We start from the raw sequence: 20,966 nt of genomic DNA, 5'->3' as shown, positions 1-20,966 counted from the left end.
AGACCGCGATGCCACAGGACTACGACGGCCCGATCCTCGAGATCGAGAACCTCTCGATCTCCTTCTTCACCCGCCTGCGCGAGATCCCCGCGGTGATGGACTTTTCCTGCACGGTGCAGCCGGGCGAGGCCATGGGGCTCGTGGGCGAGAGCGGCTGCGGCAAGTCCACGGTGGCGCTCGGCGTCATGCAGGACCTCGGGGTGAACGGTCGCATCGTCGGCGGCTCGATCCGCTTCAAGGGCCGCAATCTGAACGAGATGACCGACGACGAGCTGCGCGAGATCCGCGGCCGCGAGATCGCGATGATCTACCAGGAGCCCATGGCCTCGCTGAACCCGGCGATGCGGGTGGGCAAGCAGCTCATGGAAGTGCCGATGATCCACGAGGGCGTCTCCGAGAAGGAGGCGCGCAAGCGGGCGCTGGAGGTCGTGAGCGACGTGAAGCTTCCCGACCCCGAGCGCATCCTGCGGGCCTACCCCCACCAGCTGTCGGGCGGCCAGCAGCAGCGGATCGTCATCGCCATGGCGCTCATGGCGAACCCCTCGCTGCTGATCCTCGACGAGCCGACCACGGCGCTCGACGTGACCGTCGAGGCGGCTGTCGTGGACCTCGTGAAGGATCTCGGCAAGAAGTACGGCACCTCGATGCTCTTCATCAGCCACAACCTCGGCCTGGTGCTGGAGACCTGCGACCGCATCTGCGTGATGTATTCCGGCGAGGCGGTCGAGACGGGCTCGATCGAGGACGTCTTCGACAAGATGCGCCATCCCTACACGCAGGCGCTCTTCCGCTCGATCCCGCTGCCCGGCGCCGACAAGGCGGCCAAGCCCCTGCGGGCCATCCCGGGCAACTTCCCCCTGCCCCACGAGCGCCCGCCGGGCTGCAACTTCGGGCCGCGCTGCGACTACTTCCAGGAGGGGCGCTGCGACGCGCAGGCGATCCCGATGTACCCGGTCGACGGGGACGAGCGGCACGACACGCGCTGCCTGCGCTGGGACGAGATCGACTGGCAGATGCAGGCCCTCGGAACCGACGGCAAGGAGAAGCCGCAACCGGGCAAGGTCGTCCTGAAGATGGAGAACCTCAAGAAATACTACGAGGTGGCGGCCAACGCGCTCTTCGGCGGCGGCGACAAGAAGGTCGTGAAGGCCAACGAGGACATCACCTTCGAGGCCCGCGAGAGCGAGACCATGGCCATCGTCGGCGAATCCGGCTGCGGCAAGTCGACCTTCGCCAAGGTGCTCATGGGGCTGGAGACCGCGACCGAGGGGCAGATCCTTCTCGACAACCGCAACATCGAGAGCACGCCCATCGAGAAGCGCGAGACGCAGACCGTCGCCGACGTGCAGATGGTCTTCCAGAACCCCTTCGACACGCTGAACCCCTCGATGACCGTCGGCAGCCAGATCATGCGGGCACTCGAGATTTTCGGCATCGGCGAAAACCAGGAGGCGCGGCGCACCCGGATGCTGGAGCTGCTGGACCTCGTGAAGCTGCCGCGCGCCTTCGCCGAACGGATGCCGCGCCAGCTCTCGGGCGGGCAGAAGCAACGCGTGGGCATCGCCCGTGCCTTTGCCGGAGGCGCGCGGATCGTCGTGGCCGACGAGCCGGTCTCGGCGCTCGACGTCTCGGTGCAGGCCGCGGTGACGGACCTGCTCATGGATATCCAGCGCGAGCAGAAGACGACGCTGCTTTTCATCTCCCACGACCTCTCGATCGTGCGCTACCTCTCCGACCGAATCGTGGTCATGTACCTCGGCCATATCGTGGAGACCGGCACGACGGAGCAGGTCTTCGCCCCGCCCTACCACCCCTACACCGAGGCGCTGCTCTCGGCGGTGCCCATCGCGGACACCCGGGTCGTGAAGCAGAACATCGTGCTCGAAGGCGACATTCCCTCGGCGATGAACCCGCCGCCGGGATGTCCGTTCCAGACGCGGTGCCGCTGGAAGTCCAAGGTCCCAGGCAACAAGTGCGAGACCGAGCTGCCGCCCTACCGCGACCTCGGCGACGGGCACAGGTCGCTCTGCTGGCTGGACGAGGACGAGCTCGCCTCGATGCAGCCCGTGATAAAGGTCGCGGCCGAGTAGGGCACGCACCCATGGCGGCGCGATTGACCGGTCCCGGACGGGACCGCTGACGCGTCGTCGGGCGTTGGGAGGCCAAAGGGAGCCCGTCATGACCCTCAGCCGCCGCGAGACGCTTGCCCTCTCCGCCGCCGCCCTGGCCGCTGCCGCGACAGGTGGCAGCGCCGCCCGCGCACAAGTGTCGGAAAGCGGACGCGCGCTCGTCACCGGATGTTCCTCCGGTTTCGGACGATTGACCGCGGAAACCTTCGCCCGCGCCGGCATTCCCGTCAGTGCCGCGATGCGGGAGGTCGAGGGGCGCAACGCCGAGGCCGCCGGCGAGTTCCGGGACTTGGCCGAGACCGAGGGCCTGCCCATCGACGTGGTGGAGATCGACGTCACCGACGATGCCTCCGTCGAGGCGGGCGTGGCCGCGGCGCAGGAGGCCGGGCCCGTCGAGATCCTCGTGAACAACGCCGGGATCGGTCTGCTCGGGCCCGCTGAAATACAGACACCCGACCTGGCGAGCCGCATCTTCGAGACGAACGTGGTCGGCTACCACCGCGTGAGCCGGGCCTGCCTCCCGCAGATGCGGGAGCGAGGGCGGGGATATATTCTGCACATATCCTCGGGGCTCGGTCGTTTCCTCCACCCCGCCCTCACGCTCTACACCGCGACGAAGCATGCGACCGAGGCGATAGGCGAGATGATGGCCTACGAGCTGGCGCCCTTCGGTCTCGACGTGACGATCGTCCAGCCGGGGCGCTTCCCGACAGACTTCTCCGAGAACGCGCTGGACCTGCTTGAGCAGGCGCTGGAAGGGGCCGGCCCCGAACGGCAGGAGGCCTATGCGCGTCATCTGGAGGTCGCCCGGGCTTGGGCCACCGAGGAGGTCTCCTCGGACCCTCAGAGGGTCGCGGAGGTGCTGCTGGAGCTTGTCTCCCTCCCCTCCGGCGACCGGCCGCTGCGCCGCCGCGCGACGCCCGGCGACCGGCCAGATCTCACGGATGCGATAAACGAGGCGGTCTGGGACCTGCAGGGCGACTACCTGCGCGATGGACCCTACGGCGAGTGGGTCGGCCGGGTGCGGGACTAAGCCGCCCCCCGAACGGAACGAAGGCCAGTCCCGTGCATTGGCTAACCATTCACGGAGGGTTTACCCAATGTCCCAGACCGATCTTTCCTGGTCCGTGCCGGTCATGCGCGCGGGCTACGCGGGCCGCGGGCTCGTCTACCTCGTCGTTGCGGGCTTCTCGCTGTATGCCATCTGGCGCGGCGGCTCCGCCGAGGGCACGCAGAGCGCCCTGCAGCAGCTCGAGACGACCTTCGGCGGCGGCGTCGTGCTGTTCCTGATCTTCGCGGGCCTGATGGCCTACATGATCTGGCGCCTGATCGACGCGGCCTACGACCTGGAGGCCTACGGGTCCGACGGTGAGGGCGCCGTGGCGCGGATCGGCATGGTCGTGACGGGTCTCATCCATGGCGCGCTCGGGATCGCGGCGCTCCTGATCCTCTTTGCAAGCGGCGGATCGAGCGGTGGCGGCTCCGGTGGGGGCGGCAGCACGATCGCCGAGGTGACCGGCCAGGTGATGTCGCAGCCCTACGGTCGGTGGATTGTCGGTCTTGCAGGGCTCGCGACGGTGGGCGCGGGCCTCTACTACATCAAGAAGGCCTGGAAGGAGGAATACCGCAAATTCCTCCGTGCGAACCATTTCACGGTCAACTGGAACTGGGCCCTCAAGGCGGGCGTCGCGGCGCAGGGCGTCGTGGTCACGATCGTCGGCGGCTTTCTCCTCGTCGCCGCCTGGCGGGCGAACCCGAACGAGGCCGGCGGTCTCGGCCAGACCTTCTCCTGGCTGCAGCAGCAGACCTACGGGCAGATCCTCGTGACGCTACTCTGCCTGGGCCTCCTGGGCTTCTCGCTGTTCTGCTTCGTGAACGCGGGCTACCGGATCATTCCGAAGGTCGCGGGCGACGACATCGAGACGCTGGGTCAGCGTCTCAAGGCGAAGGCCGAGCAGAAGGCGTCGGCCTGACCGGCCCGGGTCATCCGCCGAGGATGGCCCGCACGTAGCCTTGCGTCTCCGCGTAGGGCGGCACCCCTCCGTGCCGCCTGACCGCCTCGGGACCCGCGTTGTAGGCGGCGAGGGCCAGCCGCCAGGACCGGAAGGTCGCGAACTGCTCCTTCAGGTAGCGCGCCCCGCCATCGAGGTTCTGCTCGGGGTCCCAGACATCCCGGATGCCGAGGTAGGCGGCGGTTGCGGGCATGATCTGCGCAAGGCCCTGCGCGCCGACGTGGCTGCGGGCGCGGGCATTCCAGCCGCTCTCCTGCTGGACAAGACGCAGGAAGAGATCCTCGGGGATGCCATGCCGCCGGGCCGCGGTCCGGGCGAGCGTCAGATAGGGACCGCTGTAGCGCCCGTTGTAGGACACCTGCCCTTCGGCCGACGGACTGCCCGGCACCACCACGCGAGTCGGCTGAAGCCGGACCGAATTGGCGTACTGGCTAGCGGCTCGCCCGTCGAGCACCGCGGTCTGGGACCGGAACAGCGCCGTGCGATTGGAGGTCGAAAGCGTCTGGGCCGTCGCGGCGCCCACACTCGACAGGATAACAAGACCGGCAACGATCCAGCGCATACTCGTCCCCCTCGTCCTTTTCCCTCGTTCCGAAGAGCATCATACCTTTTTTGGCCGATTTCGCTACCCAGCTCGAAACGGCCTGTTAACCATCTCCGCGCATCCCTAGGGTGCGCCGAAGATTCGAGACGACACACTGCGCGACGAGGAAAGAAGGGGGCGACGATGGCCGGAAGCGTGAACAAGGTGATCCTGATCGGCAACCTGGGCCGGGACCCCGAGACGCGGACGTTCCAAAACGGGGGCAAGGTCTGCAACCTGCGCATCGCGACCTCCGAAACCTGGAAGGACCGCAACACCGGCGAGCGCCGCGAGCGGACCGAGTGGCACACCGTGGCCATCTTCAACGAGAACCTCGTCCGCCTTGCCGAGCAGTACCTCAAGAAGGGCTCCAAGGTGTACATCGAGGGCAAGCTCGAAACCCGGAAGTGGCAGGACCAGTCCGGTCAGGACCGCTACTCGACCGAGGTCGTGCTGCGTCCCTACGCCGGTGAGCTGACCTTCCTCGACGGCCGTGACGGCGGCGGCGGCAATGGCGGCGGCGGTGGCTACGATGACCGGGGCGGCTCCGGCGGCGGATACGGTTCCGGCGGCGGTGGCGGCTACGGCTCCGGCGGCGGCTATGGTGGTGGCTCCGGCGGCGATCTCGATGACGAGATCCCCTTCTGATCCGGGTGTTCCCGGGAAACCGCAGGGCGACCTAGCGTCAGTCTCGAAATACCTCAGTTTCCGCTTTGTCTTGGCGGCTTTCGTGCCTAGGGTCACCCTGCGGCCGAAGGACTGCACTCGGCCTATATCAACTTGAAGGGATACCCGGGTGGGGTCTGCACGTGTCCTCCTCGCGACGAGCCGCTTGATCGCGGTGGCCGTCATGGTCTGTGCAATGGCTTCGGGTGTCTTCGCGATACTCGGCGGGCTTGACGACGCGACAGCCCCGATGCCCTCGACGATGCTCTGCATCGCCCTGCTTGCAGCCGCTGCCGCCCTGTCGAATGCCTCGCGCGCGCAGTCGCGCGCCATATCCGCGGCCCTCGCCGAAGGCGCGGGGTTCGTGGCCCTCTTCAATCTGGTCACGCTCGGGCTGTTCGCCGGGGGACTCGACGGGCTCGCGGGCATCCCCGGCGCGGACGACCACCCGGTGGCGCCCGGTACGGTCTTGTGCCTCGTGGCCGCGGCGGTCGCCCTCTGGATCCGTCAGAAGACTGTCTTCGTCGCCGACGCCATCGCGCTGTTCGGGCTTTCCACCAGCCTCGGCGTCCTGTTTCTCAGGCAGCTCAACGATGGCGCGACGCCCCTGCCCGGCTTCGCTCAGACCTCTTGGCAGTCAGCCCTGCTGCTGATGCTCCTCTTCGGGGTCATGCTGATCCTGCCGCACCGCCGGTCCGAAGAGATCGAGCTGCCGCTCGACCCGATCACCCCAAAACCGCTCGGACCTCCTGGTGAGGAACTTCCGAAGTAACGAAGGCTCGCCCGATGCCGCGGGCGAGGACGAAGCGCAGCTTACCGTCCACGACCTTCTTGTCCTGCCCCATGAGCTCGACCAGGCGCTCCGCCGGAGGCAACTCTCCCGGAATGTCGGATAGATCGACCTTCATTCCCATGGACCGAAGGTGCGCCCGGACCCGCCCCGGCTCCTCCTGCGGGCAGAGCCCGAGACGCGCCGAAAGCTCGAAGGCCAGCGCGCAGCCGATCGCCACGCCCTCTCCGTGCAGGAGCCTGTCTGAGTAGCCCGTGGCGGCCTCCAGCGAGTGGCAGAAGGTGTGGCCGAGGTTCAGCAGCGCGCGGTCGCCCTGCTCGGTCTCGTCCCGCATCACGATCTCGGCCTTCATCTCCACCGATCGCCGAACGGCCTCGACCAGGGCGGCGCCATCCTGCCGCAAGCGGGGCCCCGCCTCTTCCAGCCATGAGAAGAAGGCTTCGTCTCCAAGCAGGCCGTACTTGGCCACCTCGCCGTAGCCAGCGCGGAAATCGCGATCCGGGAGGGTGGAAAGCAGATCCGTGTCCGCCAGCACGAGCGACGGTTGGTGGAAGGCTCCGATCAGGTTCTTGCCGGCCCGCGCGTTGATGCCGGTCTTTCCGCCGACGGAGCTGTCGACCTGAGCCAGGAGCGTGGTCGGAATCTGCACGAAGCGCACGCCGCGCCGAAGCACCGCGGCCGCGAAGCCGGCGAGGTCGCCGATCACGCCGCCGCCGAAGGCCACGACCACGTCCCGCCGCTCGACCTTCTGCTCGACCAGCCACTCGACGGCGCGGGAGAACTCCGGCCAGCCCTTCGTCGCCTCCCCCGGCGGCAGCGCGAGAGAGACCATCTCGATCCCCTCCGCCGCGAGACCGGCGCGCAGAGCCTCGAGATGCATGGAGGCCACGCGCTCGTCGGTCAGGACGGCGACGCGCGGCCGCGACAGGAGCGGCGCGATCTCGGCCCCTGCCCGCGCCAACAGGCCGGGGCCGATCCGGACATCGTAGGCCCGCCCGGGAAGGTCGACCCTTACGGTCTGCAGGGCATCGCTCGCGTCACGCATCCAGTCTCTCCAGCACGTCCGGTCGTCCGGAGAGGGTCCGGATCACCGCGTCGGTCATGTCTTCGATCGAATAGCTCCGCTTGGCGGGCACCGAAAGATCGGCCAGCCGGTAGACCGGCAGGCGCTCCTCATAGAGCCGCGTCAGCGTGCCCTTCGGATCGGGGGTCTTGAGGAGGGGGCGGGTTTCCTTGTGCCGCACCCGGTCCCAGAGCAGGTCCAGGTCGGCATCGAGCCAGACCGCGACCCCGGCCTCCGAGATCGCCTGGCGGTTCTGCTCCGACAGGTAGGCCCCGCCGCCGGTAGAAAGGACGCCCGGACCTTCCGCCAGCAGCCGCCGGATCACAGCCGATTCCCGGTCGCGGAAGAAGCTCTCGCCATCGCGCGCGAAGATCTCGGCGATGGAGGCGGCGGCCGCGGCCTCGATCTCGTGGTCCGAATCGCGGAAGGGCACATCGAGCCGCGCCGCGAGCGACCGGCCAATGGCGGTCTTGCCCGAGCCCATCATGCCCACGAGCGTCACCGCGCGCTTGAGCCGTCCCTTCGGCCGCGCCGCCAGCGTCGTCCTGTCGCGCTGCTCGGTCATGCCATCTGCGTCCCGTCCCGGTCCTCTCTCGGCTTGCGACCGCCGGAGAGGGCGAATTCTCTTCCTCAATGGCGTGATCTCCGGCGAAAGGCCATATATAAGTGAACTCGAACCGGGCCGCGTTGGTGAGTCCGGACCGCCCCCATGGCGGACCCGAGGCACAATGAGCGGTAGAGACTCGATGCTGTGGCGACTTATCAAGTTCTTGTTCTGGCTGGCCCTTCTCGGCGGGATCGCTCTCGTGGCCTACGCCTATGTCGGCCCCATCTTCTTCCCGGAGGATTTCGATCCGCCTCAGGAAGAGATACGCCTCCCGGTCACGCTGGAGCCCGGGGAGTGAGACACGCGGCGGCCCTCTGTCTGATGCTCGCGGCCGGTGCCGTCCAGGCGCAGGAGGAGACGAGCCGGCCGCTGTCCGCCATCGACTGGCTTTCCGAGAGCGTGAACACGCCGGACCCTCTCTCCTCCAGCAGCAGCAGTACCGACCGCCCGGCCCGCGCCGGTGAGGATCCGATCGCCGACAGCGCGAACATCCCCGAGGTCACGGTCCAGCCGCTGGGCTCGGCCTCGCCCGACCCGGTCGGCGTGCTGGCACCCGAGCTCACGGGGCTGCCCCGCAGTCTGTGGGCGGGCTCCGAGGTCGAGACCGTCGCGGCCCTCATCGCGGCAGAGCGGATCGAGACGCTCCCGGCCCTGCGCGACCTGATGAGGCTCCTTCTGCTGGCGGAGGCGGACGCGCCGCGTGGTGCGGGCCCCGAGGCCGCACTGTTTCTCGCTCGGATCGACAAGCTGCTGGACCTGGGCGCGCTGGACCCGGCCTGGGAAATGCTGGATGCGGCCAAGCCGGACCGGCCTGCCCTTTTCCGCCGCTACTTCGACGTCGCGCTGCTGACCAGCCGCGAGGCGCAGGCCTGCCGGCTCATGGACGAGATGCCCGAGCTCGCACCGACGCTCGATGCCCGGATCTTCTGCCTCGCGAACCAGGGGGACTGGCCCGCGGCCGCTCTGACGCTCAACACGGCGCAGGCGCTCGGCGACGTGAGCGCGCGGGACGAGGCCCTGCTGACGCGGTTCCTCGACCCGGAGGTCTTCGAGGGACTGCCGCCCCTGCCGGTGCCGGACCGCCCCACGCCGCTGGATTTCCGCCTGCGCGAGGGGATCGGGGAGGCCCTGCCGACGACGGACATGCCGCGCGCCTTCGCCCATGCCGATCTCCGCGAGATCAATGGCTGGAAGGCCCGGCTCGAGGCCGCCGAACGGCTCGCCCGGGTCGGCGCAGTCGACGATGCCGTCCTCCTCGATCTCTACACGCTGCGCAGTCCCGCGGCCTCCGGCAGTGTCTGGGACAGGGCCGCCGCGATCCAGGCGCTGGACACCGCATTGGCCGAGGAGGATGCCGAAGAGGTGGCCGACGCCCTGCCCGAGGCCTGGGCCGCCATGGAAGAGGCGCGGACCGAAGTCCCCTTCGCCCGGCTCTTCGCCGACCGGCTCCGGTCGATCGAGCTGCCCGAGCGTGCCGAGGAGCTTGCGACGCGGATCGGACTTCTCTCCGACATCTACGAGGAAATCGCGCTCGGCATGGAGCCGGAGACGCCGCAGGCGGAGCTGCTCAAGGCGACCGCTCTCGGCCAAGCGGCGGAGACGGTCCCGCCGGACGAAATGGCCGCCGCCGTTCGCGCCGCCTTCGCCGGGGCCGAGCCGCCTGCCCCGCTCATGCAGATGGTCGAAGAGGACCGGCTGGGAGAGGCCATCCTCCGGGCTGTGGCGATCTTCGACAACGGTATCGCGGGCGATCCGGAGGCCGTGACCGAGGCGCTCGCCTTCCTTCGGGCCGTCGGGCTCGAGGACACGGCCCGGCGCGCGGCGCTCCAGCTGCTGCTGCTCGACCGACGGCCATGAGCGCCGCGACGCAGCCGAACGCCCACTGGATCCAGGCCTTCCTAGAGGCTCAGGCCGCCGAGCTCGATGCCGCGACGAACACTCAGCTGGCCTATGCCCGGGACCTGAAGGACTTCGACGCCTGGCTCGCGGGGCGCCATTTCGCGGAGGCCGGCCAGGACGACGTCGAGGGCTACCTGATCCATTGCGAGGCGCAGGGCTTCGCCCGATCCACCCGCGCGCGCCGCCTCTCAGCGATCAAGCAGCTCTACCGCTTCGCATTCGAGGAAGGCTGGCGCGAGGACAACCCGGCGATCCGCATCGCCGGTCCGGGCCGGGACCAGCGCTTGCCGAAGACGCTGACGACCGAGGAAGTCGACCAGCTCCTCGCTGCCGCGCGGGAGACGACGGAGCCGGTGCGGAACGCCTGCCTGATGGAGCTCCTCTACGCGACCGGGCTGCGGGTGACCGAACTCGTCTCCCTCCCGGTCGCCGCGGCGCGGGGCGACCCGCGCATGCTCCTCGTGCGCGGCAAGGGCGGCAAGGAGCGGATGGTCCCCCTCTCCGAGCCCGCCCGCGCGGCCCTGACCGAATGGCTCGCGGCCCGGGACGCCGCCGAGGAGGAACAGGTCCGAGATAGGGGCAAGACGCCTTCACGCTTTCTCTTTCCGTCGCGCTCCAAGGCCGGGCACCTGACCCGCCATCGCTTTTTCAGCATCGTCAAGGAAATCGCCGTGCTCGCCGGCATCTCGCCGGCGAAGGTCACGCCGCACACGCTCCGGCACGCCTTCGCGACCCACCTGCTGGAAGGCGGCGCCGATCTGCGGGCGATCCAGACCCTGCTCGGCCATGCCGACGTGGGCACGACCGAGATCTACACGCATGTCCTCGACGAACGGCTCAAGGCGCTGGTGCTGGAGCACCATCCCATGGTCCGGGAGCGCGAATAGGCTCCGCACCGGGGCCGGCGCTCACTGCTGCCGGTCCTTGAAGAGACGGGCCCGCGACCTCATAAACTGTAGAAACTGAAACGAAGGACGACATGGAAACCGCCAGCTTCGACGGTGCCTTCTGGATCACCTCTGCCGCGATCCTGCTACTGCTCATTCTCTCCGGCTTCTTCTCCGGTTCGGAAACCGCCCTCACCGCGGCGTCGCGGGGCAAGCTGCGCTCCCTCTCCGACCGGGGCAGCAAGGGCGCGGCGCTGGCCCTCAAGGTGACCGAGGACAGCGAGCGCCTCATCGGGTCCGTCCTTCTCGGCAACAACCTGGTCAATATCCTTGCGACCTCGCTGGCGACCGCGCTCTTCACCCGGCTGCTGGGGGAATCCGGCGTGGCGCTCGCCACGCTCGTCATGACCGCCCTCGTCCTGATCTTCGCCGAGGTGCTGCCCAAGACATACGCCATCACCAATGCCGAGGCCGCGGCCTCTCTCGTCGCGCGTCCGATCAGCCTCGTGGTGAAGGTCTTCGCCCCGGTGGTGAGCTTCGTGCGGTTGCTCGTCCGCGGGGTACTGCGGGTCTTCGGCATCCGCACCGACCCCGACGCAGACCTCCTCGCCGTGCGCGAGGAGATCGCCGGGGCGCTCTCGATCGGCCATTCCGAAGGCGTCGTGGAAAAGGAAGACCGCGACCGGATCCTCGGGGCCCTGGACCTCGGCGAGCGCTTCGTCGAGGAAATCATGCTCCACCGCTCGGGGATCGAGATGATCGATGCCGATCTGGAGCCCCGCGAGATCCTGCGTCTCTGCCTTGAAAGCCAGCACACCCGCCTGCCGCTCTATCGCGAGAAGCCCGAGAACATCGTCGGGGTACTGCACGCCAAGGAACTGCTGCGGGCCATGCACCGGCTGGCGGACGACGGCGACGTGACGGCCGAGGAACTGAGGAACTTCGACGTCATGAGCGTGGTGATGGAGCCCTACTTCGTCCCCGAGACCACGACGCTCGACGACCAGATGCGCGAGTTTCTCAAGCGGCACACGCACTTCGCGCTTGTCGTCGACGAATACGGCACGCTGCAGGGCCTGATCACGCTGGAGGACATCCTCGAGGAGATCGTCGGCGAGATCACAGACGAATTCGACATCGAGGAGGAGAACGCGGTCAAGCGGACCGAGGACGGCGCTTTCCTTGTCGAGGGCGCGATGACGATCCGCGACCTCAACCGGATGAACGACTGGAACCTGCCCGACGAAGAGGCCAACACGATCGCGGGCCTCGTCATTCACGAGGCGCAGATGATCCCGGCCGAGGGACAGGTCTTCTCCTTCCACGACTTCCGTTTCGAGGTGCTGGAGAAGGAAGAAAACCGGCTGACTCTCCTGAAAATTCGACCGGTTGACCCGATCTAGCCAGCGCGTCGGCGAGATTTTCCAATTTATTGCAGGGCGTTACCGCGCGAACTTGAAGTGCGGACGCCGCAGGAAGCCGCGCCGGGTCTCAACGCGCTCTTAAAGTCTTTCCGGCAAGACTACATCCGTGCCCGCGCTCTGCTTCCCAAGTCCTCGGGGCCGGGCACGACTTCCTCCCTGTCGACTGGCCGCGCCTTCGGGCGCGGCTTTTTTGTTTGGCGATCCGTAGTTACTAGCCTGTTGACGGACGCCTCCCCCGCCGCTAGCGTTCGCGACATAAGTCGGCCAAGTCCGGCAGGGAGAATGGGAGAAGGGTCCGCGAGGGCCCTTTTTCTATGGCCGCTCCCCACCGGTCACGGCCTGGTCAGCGCCGAGATTTGGCCCTGACAGCCTGCCGCACCCATGCTAGAGACCGCGCCGACACGGACAATGGACGGACCGCAATGCTAGACAGACTTTCCCTGTTCCTGACGGCCGCAGCCACGGCCATGACCCTCGCGCTGCCCGCCGCGGCACAGGATGCCGAAACCGAGGCACCGCAGACCGAAACCGAGGCACCGCAGACCGAAACTGAGGCGCCCGAAGCCGAAGCGACGGACACGGACGCTCCGGCGACCGATGCCGAGGCGCCGGAGACGGGCGAGGCCACCGAAACCGGCAACGCCCTGCCCGACCTCGACCTCGGAAACCCGGTCGAAGGCGGCGAGCCTGCCGAGGGCCAGCCCTACATCCGCGAGACCTTCGACGCCTGGTCGCTGCGCTGCATCAACGCGCCCGAAGGCCAGCCGGACCCCTGCGAGCTCTACCAGCTCCTGACCGACCAGGAAGGCAACGAGGTCGCCGAGATCTCCGTCGTGCCGCTTCCCGAGGGCGGACAGGCGGCGGCCGGGGCCACCGTGGTCGCCCCGCTCGAGACCCTGCTGACCGAACAACTCGTCGTTTCCGTCGACGGTGGCGCGGCGCGGCAGTATCCCTTCCGCTTCTGCAACCGGGCGGGCTGCGTGGCGCAGATCGGTCTGACGACCGAGCAGGTGAACCAGTTCAAGCGCGGCGCAAATGCGCAGATCCGGCTCGTGCCGGCCGCGGCGCCCGACCAGGAGGTCCGTCTCGACGCTTCCCTCTCCGGGTTCACCGCCGGCTTCGAGGCCGCCAACGACCAGTAAGTTCTGGCTCGGAGATCAAGAGAAACGCCGCCTCTCGGAGGCGGCGTTTTTCGTTCGGGAGCTCGGATCAGACGCGGCGAAGCGCCAGCACGGCGTTGAGCCCGCCGAAGGCGAAGGCGTTCGACAGCGCCACGTCGACCTTCGCCTCGCGCGCCTCATTGGGCACGACGTCCAGCGCGCATTCGGGGTCGGGCTCCTCGTAGCCGATGGTCGGCGCGATCACCCCGTCCCGCAGGGCCATGATGCAGGCCAGGAGCTCCACCGCACCGGTCCCGCCGATCAGGTGACCGTGCATGGACTTGGTGGACGAGATCATCAGCTCGTCGGCATGGGCCCCGAAGGCATCGGACACGGCCGCGCATTCGGTCTTGTCGTTCGCCGCGGTCCCGGTGCCGTGGGCGTTGATGTAGCCGACCTCTTCCCGGGCGATCCGGGCATCGGCGACCGCCCCCTGGATCGCGCGCGAGGCGCCCTGCTTGGAGGGCATCACGATGTCCGCCGCGTCGGAGGTCATGGCGAAGCCGATGACCTCGGCCAGGATATCGGCTCCGCGGGCCTTGGCATGCTCCATCTCCTCGAAGACGAAGACGCCGGCCCCCTCGCCCTGCACCATGCCGTTGCGGCCAAGGCTGAAGGGCCGGCAGGCGTCCTTGGACATGACCCGGAGCCCTTCCCATGCCTTCACCCCGCCGAAGCAGAGCATGCTTTCCGATCCGCCGGTGACCATGGCGTCGCAGGCGCCCGAGCGGATCAGCCAGAAGGCCTGCCCCATGGCGTGGTTCGACGAGGCGCAGGCGGTGGCAACGGTGAAAGACGGCCCCTTGAGGTTCCACTCCATCGAGACGTGGCTGGCCGCCGCGTTGTTCATGAGCTTCGGCACGACGAAGGGATGAACGCGGTTCTTCCCCTCCTCGTAGACCGTCCGGTAGTTCTCGTCCCAGGTGTTCACGCCACCGCCCGCGGTGCCGAGCACCACGCCTGACCGCGCCGCGATCTCGCCGACGAAGCTCAGCCCGGACTGCTCCACGGCCTCTTTCGCCGCGAGGAGGGTGAACTGCGTGAAGCGGTCGTAGAGCGCGATCTGCTGGCGGTTGAAGTGGGCGTGTTCGTCGTAGCCCTGCACCTGCCCGCCGATCCGGACCGAGAGCCGGTCGACGTCACGGACGTCGATCGGACCGATACCGCAACGACCCTCGCGCATGGCCTCCATCGTCGAGGCCACGTCGTGGCCGAGCGCGTTGATGGTGCCCGCGCCGGTGATGACCACCCGCTTCATACCGGTCATTTCTGGTGCTGCGCCGCGACGAGCTCCTGCACGGCGTCCACGATCGCCTGGACCGAGGAGATATCGAAGTCGCTGGATTCGGGGTCGTTCGCGTTGAAGGGCACCGAGATGTCGAAGGCCTCCTCGATGGCGAAGATGCTCTCCACCAGGCCGAGGCTGTCGATCCCGAGGTCTTCCAGCGTCATGTCCATGCGCACGTCGCCGGGCTCCATCAACGCCTGCTCGGCGATGATCTCGACCACCTTGTCGCGCACCTCGTCCATCACGTCCGTCCCCCCGACTTGAATTGGCGGTGATTTAGTCATTCGGGTCCGGCTTGGGAACCGGTTTCTTGGCCGACGCAAGGTCGCGAAGCAGCCGCGGAAGGCGTCTGAGGGCCTTGTAGCTGGCCAAGTGCGCGGTCATCGGCATCGCGGGACTACCCATCATGATGCGCCCCGAAGGGACGTTCGACAGAACCAAAGTGCCTGCCCCCGTCACGACGTCCGAGCCGATCTTCAGGTTGTCGACGACGCCGGTCGCGCCGCCGAGCACGGTGCGGTCCCCGACCACGGTCGACCCGGCTATGCCGGTCGCGCCGCAGATCAGGCAGTCCTCGCCGATGACCACGTTGTGGCCCACCTGCACGAGATTATCGACCTTGGTCCCCCGGCCGATCCGCGTGGCGCGGATCGTGCCAGCGTCGACGGCGGAGTTCGATCCGACCTCGACATCGTCGCCGATCTCAACCCCGCCGAGAGAGTGTATCCGATGCCAGACCGGATCCTCGGGCGGTTCCAGACGCGCGTCGCCGAGGGCCGCGCGGGCGCGCTCGGCATTCGAGACATCGCGGGTCACGAAGGAAAATCCGTCGCCACCGATCGTTGCGTTGGGCTGAAGGATCACCCGGTCGCCGATGCGGCAATTGCGCTGGATGCGGACGCCCGCGGCGAGGCGGCAGTCCTGTCCGATACGCGCGCCCGGGGCCACCGTGACATGCGCCTCCAGCCTTGTGCCCGCACCGATCTCGGCACCCTCGCCCACCACGCAGAGCGGGCCGATCAAGGCGCCGTCGACGCGCGCGCTCTCGCCGATCACGGCAGAGGGATGAACCTCTCCCGGCCCGGAGGGCGCCGAGTCAAGCAACTGGGTGAGCTGCGCCATGGCCAGACGCGCCCGCGGCGCGACAATTGCGGCCTCGAGTCCAAGCGCCTGCCAGTCCGCCCCGGGCCAGATCACGGCAGCCCGGGCGCGGCCCCTGGTCAGGGCCTCGCCGTAGGCCGGCGTCATCGCAAGCGCGAGTTCGTCGGGCGCCGCCGCTTGCGGCTCGGCCGCGCCGGTCACGCGCAAGGAGACGGCGCCCAGAGCTTCCGCTCCGAGCGCCGCCGCAATCTCTTCGATGCTGTGCGAAGTCATGGCCGCCCCCATCCGGGCGCGGGACTAGCCCGAGACCGAGCGAATCGCCACCCCTTCACGGGCGAGCGCATCCCAGATGCGGGCATCGCGGCCGTAGATGTCATCGCGGAACTGCAGTTTGCCGTCCACGTCCGTGAAGGCTGTCCGGTACACCAGGTGCACCGGGACCGTCTGCTCCAGGTTCACGCGCGTGTTCTGACCGCTGCGAAGACGGGTCTGGAAGAAGCTTTCCGGATCGTCTTCCTGGAGCGCCAGGAGCGCGTAGGCAAACTCGTACGGGTCATCGAGTCGGATACAGCCGTGGCTGTAGGCCCGGACGGCGCGGGTGAAGAGGTGCTGCGCCGGCGTGTCGTGCAGATAGATGTTGTACTGGTTCGGGAACATGAACTTCACCCGTCCCAGCGCATTCGAGGGGCCCGGAGGCTGGCGCATGGAATAGGGGAAGGAGCCGCCGGTTCTCACGGCGCCACGGCTCACGACCTGACCCTGCCGGTTGATGACCTGCAGCTGGCCGTGCGCGTTCCGGTTCCGACGGATGTCCGGCAGGTACTCGTTCTCGATGATCGAGCGCGGGACGTACCAGTACGGATTGATGACCATGTGGTCCATCTCGTCCGAGAACTCGGGCGTCTGGCGGTCGACATCGGCAGTGCCGATGACCGACTTGGTCCGGAAGCTCACCGCACCATCGTCCACGATGGTCGCGGTGAAATCGGGCAGGTTCACCCAGATGTGGCGGTCGCCGCGCTCGATGTTGTTCATCCAGCGCTCGCGCTCCATGGCGACGAGGACGGATTCGAGACGCTCGAGCGCGCCCATGTTCAGGGCCTCGAGCGTGGCGCCCCCGACGACGCCGTCGACCTCGAGCCCCATGTCGGCCTGAAACTCTTCGACGGCCTCGACCATCTCGCGGTCGTAGCTCGCCGTCATGGTGCGGCCGATGTAGCCCATGGCGCGAAGCCGGTCCCGAAGACGGACCACGTCGGAGCCGCTATCGCCGGGGCGGATCGTCGCCTGCACCGTAGGGCCGTAGCCGCCGGCGGCGAGCGTCCGTTCAAGCGACATCTTGGCACGAACCAGGCGCTGGTACTCGGGCGAGGACGGCGGCAGCGACTGCAGCATGCCCAGCGGGTTCTCCGCGAAGCTGGCCAGCAGTTCCTGCCGATCCTTGTGCTGAACCTCGCGGCGAATCTGCGAGACCACCTCCCGAGGCTCCAGCACGCCGGTATTCAGCGCCCGCGCGTAGTCGAGGAAGAGCCGCGTCATGGCGACCTCGGCCTCGGCCTTCTCCTGAGGCGTCCGCGCGCTGCGCAGGATCATCATCGCCTGTTCGGGATTGAAGCGCGCCTCTGGCAGGCCGTGGATATGTGCATCCGCCAGCGCACCCAGGAAGGCGTTGCGGCGCATCTGCGCCTCTTCGCCGGTGCCGGTCCAAAGACCCGAGAATTCGCGATCGCGGTAGAAGGCGGAGAGATCGCCGTCGCGGGCGGCGGTTTCCGCCACGGTCTGCGCGAAGGCCGTAAACTCGATCTGGATTTGCGCCTTGGCCGGCGTGCCGGCGACGGGCGCGATAAGGGCGGCCGCAACGGCGGCTGCGACGCCACGCGCGCGAATTCTATCGGACAGTCTCATGGATCGGCGCCCCTGGGGATTGTGCGGCGTCTGCTTCATCGGGTTCCTGCTCAGAATGACGCGGGTGGCGATCCCGTCTATTCAACTTTCCGCAAGGTCCGCCAACGCCCCGCGTTCTGTGGTTTTTCTGCCGTGGCCGATTTGCACCGGGTTCCGGCGCAACGCGCCTGTGCGCAAATTCTCGCCGATTTGGACAATCTTTACGATCTGCATGCTACCCCCGCCTTGGTAATCGGGCGGGCTTGTGGCAAACAGGTGCTGCATCTGGGGATGAGATGGCAGACACGCCCGCCGGCCAAGGCGGGCCAAGTAAGCGACGGGACAGGCGCTATTACCATGACCGACACTTGCTCTTCGAGCTTCTCTAGACGTGCGCTCCTTCGTGCGTTTGCGGCCACGGCCGTTACTGCAGCTCCAACGTACTCCATGGCCGCGGGGTTCCTTCGCGGTTCGGGCGATATCCGCCGGCTGAAGATGTACAACGGCCGGACCGGCGAAAAGATCGAGATGATCTACTGGATCGATGGTCAGTACGTCGCCGACGCCGTGCAGGAAGTGAACCACTTCATGCGCGACTGGCGGAACGGGAAGGTCAAGCAGATCGACACCCGCACGCTCGACATCATGGCGGCGTCCTGGAACCTGCTCCGGGTGGATGAGCCCTTCACGCTGATCTCGGGCTACCGCTCGCCCGAAACCAACGCGATGCTCCGGGCCAACTCCTCCGGCGTGGCGAGCAACTCGCTGCACCTTCAGGGCCAGGCGGCGGACCTTCAGCTTCGCTCGCGCTCGGTGAGCCAGATCGCCAGCGCCGCGGCCTCCTGCCGCGCGGGTGGCGTGGGCCGCTACTCCGGCTCCAACTTCGTCCACATGGACTGCGGTCGCGTCCGCAGCTGGGGCAGCTGAGCCGGACCGGGCTTCGAATTCGAGAGAGGGCGCCTTCGGGCGCCCTTTTCTGTTCGGGGACAAGATTCCTGTGGTTTGGCGGGCGATCACAAGGCGGCCTTGCACCGGGCGCATGGGGCGATGGCGGATCAACGTCCCACACAACACCCGCCCAGGAAAACGCCAGCCGCACTGAGGGCGGGCCCTCAAGGACATGCGTCCCGCCTGGCACCGCAGCAAAAACACATGCGGCCTTTTTCCGGGCCGCGCGTTGATTGCCGGAGCCAGGGGCGTCACGTAGAGCCCAAACGCAAGATGGAGTTCTGAACATGCTCAAGATGATCCTCCCGGCGGCCGTCGCGGCCCTCGCCGGCACCAGCCTCGCCGCCCAGGAAACCGAAACGCTGCGCGTCGGGATGTCCGGCGGCTACTTCCCGTTCACCTTCGTGCGCCAGGACGAGCTCCAGGGCTTCGAGGTCGACGTGATGAACGCCATCGGCGAAGAGACCGGCCTCGAGATCGAGTACGAGACGATGAACTTCTCGGGACTTATCGGCGCTCTCGAGTCGGGCCGCATCGACACGATCGCCAACCAGATCACCATCACGCCCGAGCGCGAGGAAGCCTTCATCTTCACGCAGCCCTACGTCATCGACGGTGCCCAGGTCGTGACCCGCGAGGGCAACGAGGAGATCGAGGGCGTGGAAGACCTCCGCGGCAAGACCGTCGCCGTGAACCTCGGCTCGAACTTCGAGCAGCTCCTGCGGGACCTGCCCTATGCCGAGGAAATCGACATCCGGACCTACGAATCGAACATCGAGCAGGACACCGCGCTCGGCCGGGTGGATGCCTTCGTGATGGACCGCGTGTCCTCCGCCCAGGTCATCCAGGAGAGCCCCCTGCCCCTCGAACTCGCGGGTCAGCCCTTCTCAGAGATTCGGAACGCCTACCCCTTCCGGGACACGGAAGAAGGCGAAGAGCTGCGTGACCGGATCGACGCGGCCCTGACGACGCTCAAGGAAGACGGAACCCTCGCGGAGATCTCGCAGGAGTGGTTCGACAGCGACATCACGACCGCAGCCGCGGAGTGACCTGACCGATGCGGGCACTCGACCTCGACTACATGCTGGGGCTTGTGCCCGTCATCCTGGGCTACGTGCCGCTGACGCTCTTCATGGCGGTGGCGGGGATGGTGCTCGCGCTCATCCTCGCCTCGCTCCTCGCCGTCGAGCGCGTCATCAAGATCCCGGGGCTGGATTGGCTGGTGATCCTCTTCATCAGCTTCTTCCGCGGGACACCGCTGCTCGTGCAGCTCTTCCTTTTCTACTACGGCCTGCCGCAGGTGCTTTCATTTCTCACGCAGATCAACGGCGTGACGGCGGCAATCATGGGCCTGACATTGCACTTTTCTGCCTACATGGCGGAAAGCATCCGTGCCGCGATCGCAGGCGTGGACCGCAGCCAGTGGGAGGCCGCCCAGTCGATCGGGATGACCCAGGCCCAGATGATGAAGCGGATCGTCCTGCCGCAGGCGACCCGCATCGCGGCGCCGACGCTGGTCAATTACTTCATCGACATGATCAAGGGGACCTCCCTCGCCTTCACCCTCGGGGTCACCGAGATGATGGGCGCGGCCCAGAAGGAAGCAGCCGGGAGCTTTCTCTACTTCGAAGCCTTCCTCGTGGTCGCCGTCATCTACTGGATCATGGTCGAGGTGCTGAACCAGGGCCAGAAGCGGCTCGAACTCTACCTGAACAAGGCCTACGCACGATGATCTCGATACAGGGGCTGACCAAGCGCTTCGGCGAGACCGCCGTTCTCGACGGGATCGACCTCGAGATCGCCGATGGCGAGCGCGTCGTGGTGATCGGGCCGTCCGGTACGGGCAAGTCCACACTGCTGCGCTGCATCAACTTTCTCGACAGGCCCCAGTCGGGAACGATCCGTATCGACGATCTGACCGTCGACGCGGCGCGCGCCTCGAAGACCGACATCCTGTCGCTGCGGCGCTGCACCGCCTTCGTCTTCCAGAACTACGCGCTCTTCGCGAACAAGACGGCCAAGGAAAACATCATGGAAGCGCTGGTCACGGTCCAGCGGGTCCCGAAGGAAGAAGCCGAGGAGCGCGCGCTCGGAATCCTCAAGGAGACCGGGCTGGCCGACAAGGCCGACAGCTACCCTGCCGCCCTTTCCGGCGGTCAGCAACAGCGCGTGGGGATCGGCCGTGCCATGGCCCTCGGGGCCGCCCTGATGCTCTTCGACGAGCCGACCTCGGCGCTCGACCCGGAGTGGATCGGCGAAGTGCTCGATCTCATGCGCCGCGTCGCCGAGCAGCGCCAGACGATGCTGATCGTCACCCACGAGATGCAGTTCGCCCGGGAAATCGCCGACCGCATCCTCTTCATGGATGGCGGTCGCATCGTCGAGCAAGGCCCTCCCGCGGAGCTTCTCGACAACCCGCAGGACGAGCGCCTCAAGCGCTTCCTCAGGCGTGTCGGCTAGCGGTGCGTGGCGTGGTGCCCCCAGAGAGACTCGAACTCCCGACCCACTGATTACAAATCAGTTGC

The 20,966-nt window shown here is 67.5% G+C and carries 22 protein-coding genes; 14 read left to right on the top strand and 8 right to left on the bottom strand.

Features of this window, described 5'->3' with window-relative positions; all coding sequences use genetic code 11:
- Window positions 1-8: 8 nt before the first annotated feature.
- From F3S47_RS05490 to F3S47_RS05480, 3 genes are all read left to right on the top strand, one after another.
- Window positions 9-2,090, top strand: coding sequence for a dipeptide ABC transporter ATP-binding protein (locus F3S47_RS05490; protein ID WP_150444253.1), 2,082 nt, complete (start codon window positions 9-11; stop codon window positions 2,088-2,090).
- 88 nt (window positions 2,091-2,178) lie between these two features.
- Window positions 2,179-3,162 (top strand): SDR family oxidoreductase, encoded by a 984-nt coding sequence (locus F3S47_RS05485; protein WP_150444252.1) that lies wholly within the window; start codon window positions 2,179-2,181, stop codon window positions 3,160-3,162.
- 67 nt (window positions 3,163-3,229) lie between these two features.
- On the top strand, window positions 3,230-4,102 hold the full coding sequence (locus F3S47_RS05480) for a DUF1206 domain-containing protein (RefSeq protein WP_150444251.1): 873 nt from the start codon (window positions 3,230-3,232) through the stop codon (window positions 4,100-4,102).
- Window positions 4,103-4,112: 10 nt separating this feature from the next.
- Here the strand turns inward: F3S47_RS05480 and F3S47_RS05475 are convergent, their stop codons facing one another.
- Window positions 4,113-4,703, bottom strand: a complete 591-nt coding sequence (locus F3S47_RS05475; RefSeq protein WP_150444250.1) for a lytic transglycosylase domain-containing protein — start codon at window positions 4,701-4,703, stop codon at window positions 4,113-4,115.
- 165 nt (window positions 4,704-4,868) lie between these two features.
- Between F3S47_RS05475 and ssb the strand changes: the two genes are divergently transcribed.
- On the top strand, window positions 4,869-5,372 hold the full coding sequence (ssb, locus tag F3S47_RS05470) for a single-stranded DNA-binding protein (RefSeq protein ID WP_150444249.1): 504 nt from the start codon (window positions 4,869-4,871) through the stop codon (window positions 5,370-5,372).
- 148 nt (window positions 5,373-5,520) lie between these two features.
- The gene (locus F3S47_RS05465) at window positions 5,521-6,162 is read left to right on the top strand and encodes a hypothetical protein (protein WP_150444248.1); all 642 of its coding nucleotides are present in this window, start codon (window positions 5,521-5,523) and stop codon (window positions 6,160-6,162) included.
- On the opposite strand, the gene aroB is transcribed toward F3S47_RS05465, so the two are convergent.
- Together aroB and F3S47_RS05455 are read right to left on the bottom strand one after the other, a co-directional pair.
- Window positions 6,116-7,225: a 3-dehydroquinate synthase gene (gene aroB / locus F3S47_RS05460; protein ID WP_150444247.1), complete on the bottom strand. Its 1,110-nt coding sequence runs from the start codon at window positions 7,223-7,225 to the stop codon at window positions 6,116-6,118. The genes F3S47_RS05465 and aroB overlap by 47 nt on opposite strands.
- Window positions 7,218-7,808 (bottom strand): shikimate kinase, encoded by a 591-nt coding sequence (locus tag F3S47_RS05455; RefSeq protein WP_150444246.1) that lies wholly within the window; start codon window positions 7,806-7,808, stop codon window positions 7,218-7,220. Before F3S47_RS05455 ends, aroB begins: the two co-directional genes overlap by 8 nt.
- A 163-nt stretch (window positions 7,809-7,971) precedes the next feature.
- Between F3S47_RS05455 and F3S47_RS19305 the strand changes: the two genes are divergently transcribed.
- The 5 genes from F3S47_RS19305 to F3S47_RS05435 all read left to right on the top strand — a co-directional run bounded on the left by F3S47_RS19305 (window position 7,972) and on the right by F3S47_RS05435 (window position 13,202).
- The gene (locus F3S47_RS19305) at window positions 7,972-8,148 is read left to right on the top strand and encodes a hypothetical protein (RefSeq protein WP_191090139.1); all 177 of its coding nucleotides are present in this window, start codon (window positions 7,972-7,974) and stop codon (window positions 8,146-8,148) included.
- Window positions 8,145-9,707 carry a hypothetical protein gene (locus tag F3S47_RS05450; RefSeq protein ID WP_150444245.1) on the top strand — a complete coding sequence of 521 codons (1,563 nt, stop codon included), beginning with the start codon at window positions 8,145-8,147 and terminating at the stop codon, window positions 9,705-9,707. The genes F3S47_RS19305 and F3S47_RS05450 overlap by 4 nt, the downstream gene beginning before the upstream one ends.
- The gene (locus F3S47_RS05445) at window positions 9,704-10,636 is read left to right on the top strand and encodes a site-specific tyrosine recombinase XerD (RefSeq protein ID WP_150444244.1); all 933 of its coding nucleotides are present in this window, start codon (window positions 9,704-9,706) and stop codon (window positions 10,634-10,636) included. Before F3S47_RS05450 ends, F3S47_RS05445 begins: the two co-directional genes overlap by 4 nt.
- Before the next feature lie 92 nt (window positions 10,637-10,728).
- Window positions 10,729-12,039 (top strand): HlyC/CorC family transporter, encoded by a 1,311-nt coding sequence (locus F3S47_RS05440; RefSeq protein ID WP_150444243.1) that lies wholly within the window; start codon window positions 10,729-10,731, stop codon window positions 12,037-12,039.
- 443 nt (window positions 12,040-12,482) lie between these two features.
- Entirely contained in the window at window positions 12,483-13,202 is a 720-nt protein-coding gene (locus tag F3S47_RS05435; protein ID WP_150444242.1) for an invasion associated locus B family protein, read from the top strand.
- Between the two features lie 67 nt (window positions 13,203-13,269).
- Here F3S47_RS05435 and F3S47_RS05430 read toward each other — a convergent pair whose 3' ends face one another.
- The 5 genes from F3S47_RS05430 to F3S47_RS19635 all read right to left on the bottom strand — a co-directional run bounded on the left by F3S47_RS05430 (window position 13,270) and on the right by F3S47_RS19635 (window position 17,727).
- Window positions 13,270-14,478: a beta-ketoacyl-[acyl-carrier-protein] synthase family protein gene (locus tag F3S47_RS05430; protein WP_150445018.1), complete on the bottom strand. Its 1,209-nt coding sequence runs from the start codon at window positions 14,476-14,478 to the stop codon at window positions 13,270-13,272.
- Between the two features lie 5 nt (window positions 14,479-14,483).
- Window positions 14,484-14,750 (bottom strand): acyl carrier protein, encoded by a 267-nt coding sequence (locus tag F3S47_RS05425; RefSeq protein WP_191090082.1) that lies wholly within the window; start codon window positions 14,748-14,750, stop codon window positions 14,484-14,486.
- A 34-nt stretch (window positions 14,751-14,784) separates the two neighbouring features.
- Entirely contained in the window at window positions 14,785-15,882 is a 1,098-nt protein-coding gene (locus tag F3S47_RS05420; RefSeq protein ID WP_150444240.1) for a UDP-3-O-(3-hydroxymyristoyl)glucosamine N-acyltransferase, read from the bottom strand.
- Between the two features lie 24 nt (window positions 15,883-15,906).
- Entirely contained in the window at window positions 15,907-17,514 is a 1,608-nt protein-coding gene (locus F3S47_RS05415; RefSeq protein WP_150444239.1) for a L,D-transpeptidase family protein, read from the bottom strand.
- 81 nt (window positions 17,515-17,595) lie between these two features.
- Window positions 17,596-17,727, bottom strand: a complete 132-nt coding sequence (locus tag F3S47_RS19635) for a hypothetical protein (RefSeq protein ID WP_263405978.1) — start codon at window positions 17,725-17,727, stop codon at window positions 17,596-17,598.
- A gap of 123 nt (window positions 17,728-17,850) precedes the next feature.
- Between F3S47_RS19635 and F3S47_RS05410 the strand changes: the two genes are divergently transcribed.
- The 4 genes from F3S47_RS05410 (at window position 17,851) to F3S47_RS05395 (ending at window position 20,901) form a co-directional block, all read left to right on the top strand.
- Window positions 17,851-18,420 carry a YcbK family protein gene (locus F3S47_RS05410; protein WP_150444238.1) on the top strand — a complete coding sequence of 190 codons (570 nt, stop codon included), beginning with the start codon at window positions 17,851-17,853 and terminating at the stop codon, window positions 18,418-18,420.
- A 308-nt stretch (window positions 18,421-18,728) separates the two neighbouring features.
- Window positions 18,729-19,490 (top strand): amino acid ABC transporter substrate-binding protein, encoded by a 762-nt coding sequence (locus F3S47_RS05405; RefSeq protein ID WP_150444237.1) that lies wholly within the window; start codon window positions 18,729-18,731, stop codon window positions 19,488-19,490.
- 8 nt (window positions 19,491-19,498) lie between these two features.
- Window positions 19,499-20,173, top strand: coding sequence for an amino acid ABC transporter permease (locus tag F3S47_RS05400; RefSeq protein WP_150444236.1), 675 nt, complete (start codon window positions 19,499-19,501; stop codon window positions 20,171-20,173).
- Window positions 20,170-20,901 carry an amino acid ABC transporter ATP-binding protein gene (locus F3S47_RS05395; RefSeq protein ID WP_150444235.1) on the top strand — a complete coding sequence of 244 codons (732 nt, stop codon included), beginning with the start codon at window positions 20,170-20,172 and terminating at the stop codon, window positions 20,899-20,901. Before F3S47_RS05400 ends, F3S47_RS05395 begins: the two co-directional genes overlap by 4 nt.
- Window positions 20,902-20,966: the final 65 nt, after the last annotated feature.

Source organism: Histidinibacterium aquaticum (assembly GCF_008710275.1).
GTDB lineage: Bacteria > Pseudomonadota > Alphaproteobacteria > Rhodobacterales > Rhodobacteraceae > Oceanicola > Oceanicola aquaticus.
This window is presented reverse-complemented; position numbering and strand designations above follow the sequence as displayed.

What these genes read in the sequence shown, in the direction of transcription:
- F3S47_RS05395 (WP_150444235.1), top strand. Translation starts at nt 20,170, where the DNA reads ATGATCTCGATACAGGGGCTGACCAAGCGCTTCGGCGAGACCGCCGTT.
- F3S47_RS19635 (WP_263405978.1), bottom strand. Translation starts at nt 17,727, where the DNA reads ATGCAGATCGTAAAGATTGTCCAAATCGGCGAGAATTTGCGCACAGGC.
- F3S47_RS05430 (WP_150445018.1), bottom strand. Translation starts at nt 14,478, where the DNA reads ATGAAGCGGGTGGTCATCACCGGCGCGGGCACCATCAACGCGCTCGGC.
- F3S47_RS19305 (WP_191090139.1), top strand. Translation starts at nt 7,972, where the DNA reads ATGAGCGGTAGAGACTCGATGCTGTGGCGACTTATCAAGTTCTTGTTC.
- F3S47_RS05455 (WP_150444246.1), bottom strand. Translation starts at nt 7,808, where the DNA reads ATGACCGAGCAGCGCGACAGGACGACGCTGGCGGCGCGGCCGAAGGGA.
- F3S47_RS05445 (WP_150444244.1), top strand. Translation starts at nt 9,704, where the DNA reads ATGAGCGCCGCGACGCAGCCGAACGCCCACTGGATCCAGGCCTTCCTA.
- aroB (WP_150444247.1), bottom strand. Translation starts at nt 7,225, where the DNA reads ATGCGTGACGCGAGCGATGCCCTGCAGACCGTAAGGGTCGACCTTCCC.
- F3S47_RS05410 (WP_150444238.1), top strand. Translation starts at nt 17,851, where the DNA reads ATGACCGACACTTGCTCTTCGAGCTTCTCTAGACGTGCGCTCCTTCGT.
- F3S47_RS05490 (WP_150444253.1), top strand. Translation starts at nt 9, where the DNA reads ATGCCACAGGACTACGACGGCCCGATCCTCGAGATCGAGAACCTCTCG.
- F3S47_RS05420 (WP_150444240.1), bottom strand. Translation starts at nt 15,882, where the DNA reads ATGACTTCGCACAGCATCGAAGAGATTGCGGCGGCGCTCGGAGCGGAA.
- F3S47_RS05475 (WP_150444250.1), bottom strand. Translation starts at nt 4,703, where the DNA reads ATGCGCTGGATCGTTGCCGGTCTTGTTATCCTGTCGAGTGTGGGCGCC.
- F3S47_RS05415 (WP_150444239.1), bottom strand. Translation starts at nt 17,514, where the DNA reads ATGAGACTGTCCGATAGAATTCGCGCGCGTGGCGTCGCAGCCGCCGTT.
- F3S47_RS05425 (WP_191090082.1), bottom strand. Translation starts at nt 14,750, where the DNA reads ATGGACGAGGTGCGCGACAAGGTGGTCGAGATCATCGCCGAGCAGGCG.
- ssb (WP_150444249.1), top strand. Translation starts at nt 4,869, where the DNA reads ATGGCCGGAAGCGTGAACAAGGTGATCCTGATCGGCAACCTGGGCCGG.
- F3S47_RS05440 (WP_150444243.1), top strand. Translation starts at nt 10,729, where the DNA reads ATGGAAACCGCCAGCTTCGACGGTGCCTTCTGGATCACCTCTGCCGCG.
- F3S47_RS05400 (WP_150444236.1), top strand. Translation starts at nt 19,499, where the DNA reads ATGCGGGCACTCGACCTCGACTACATGCTGGGGCTTGTGCCCGTCATC.
- F3S47_RS05480 (WP_150444251.1), top strand. Translation starts at nt 3,230, where the DNA reads ATGTCCCAGACCGATCTTTCCTGGTCCGTGCCGGTCATGCGCGCGGGC.
- F3S47_RS05485 (WP_150444252.1), top strand. Translation starts at nt 2,179, where the DNA reads ATGACCCTCAGCCGCCGCGAGACGCTTGCCCTCTCCGCCGCCGCCCTG.
- F3S47_RS05435 (WP_150444242.1), top strand. Translation starts at nt 12,483, where the DNA reads ATGCTAGACAGACTTTCCCTGTTCCTGACGGCCGCAGCCACGGCCATG.
- F3S47_RS05405 (WP_150444237.1), top strand. Translation starts at nt 18,729, where the DNA reads ATGCTCAAGATGATCCTCCCGGCGGCCGTCGCGGCCCTCGCCGGCACC.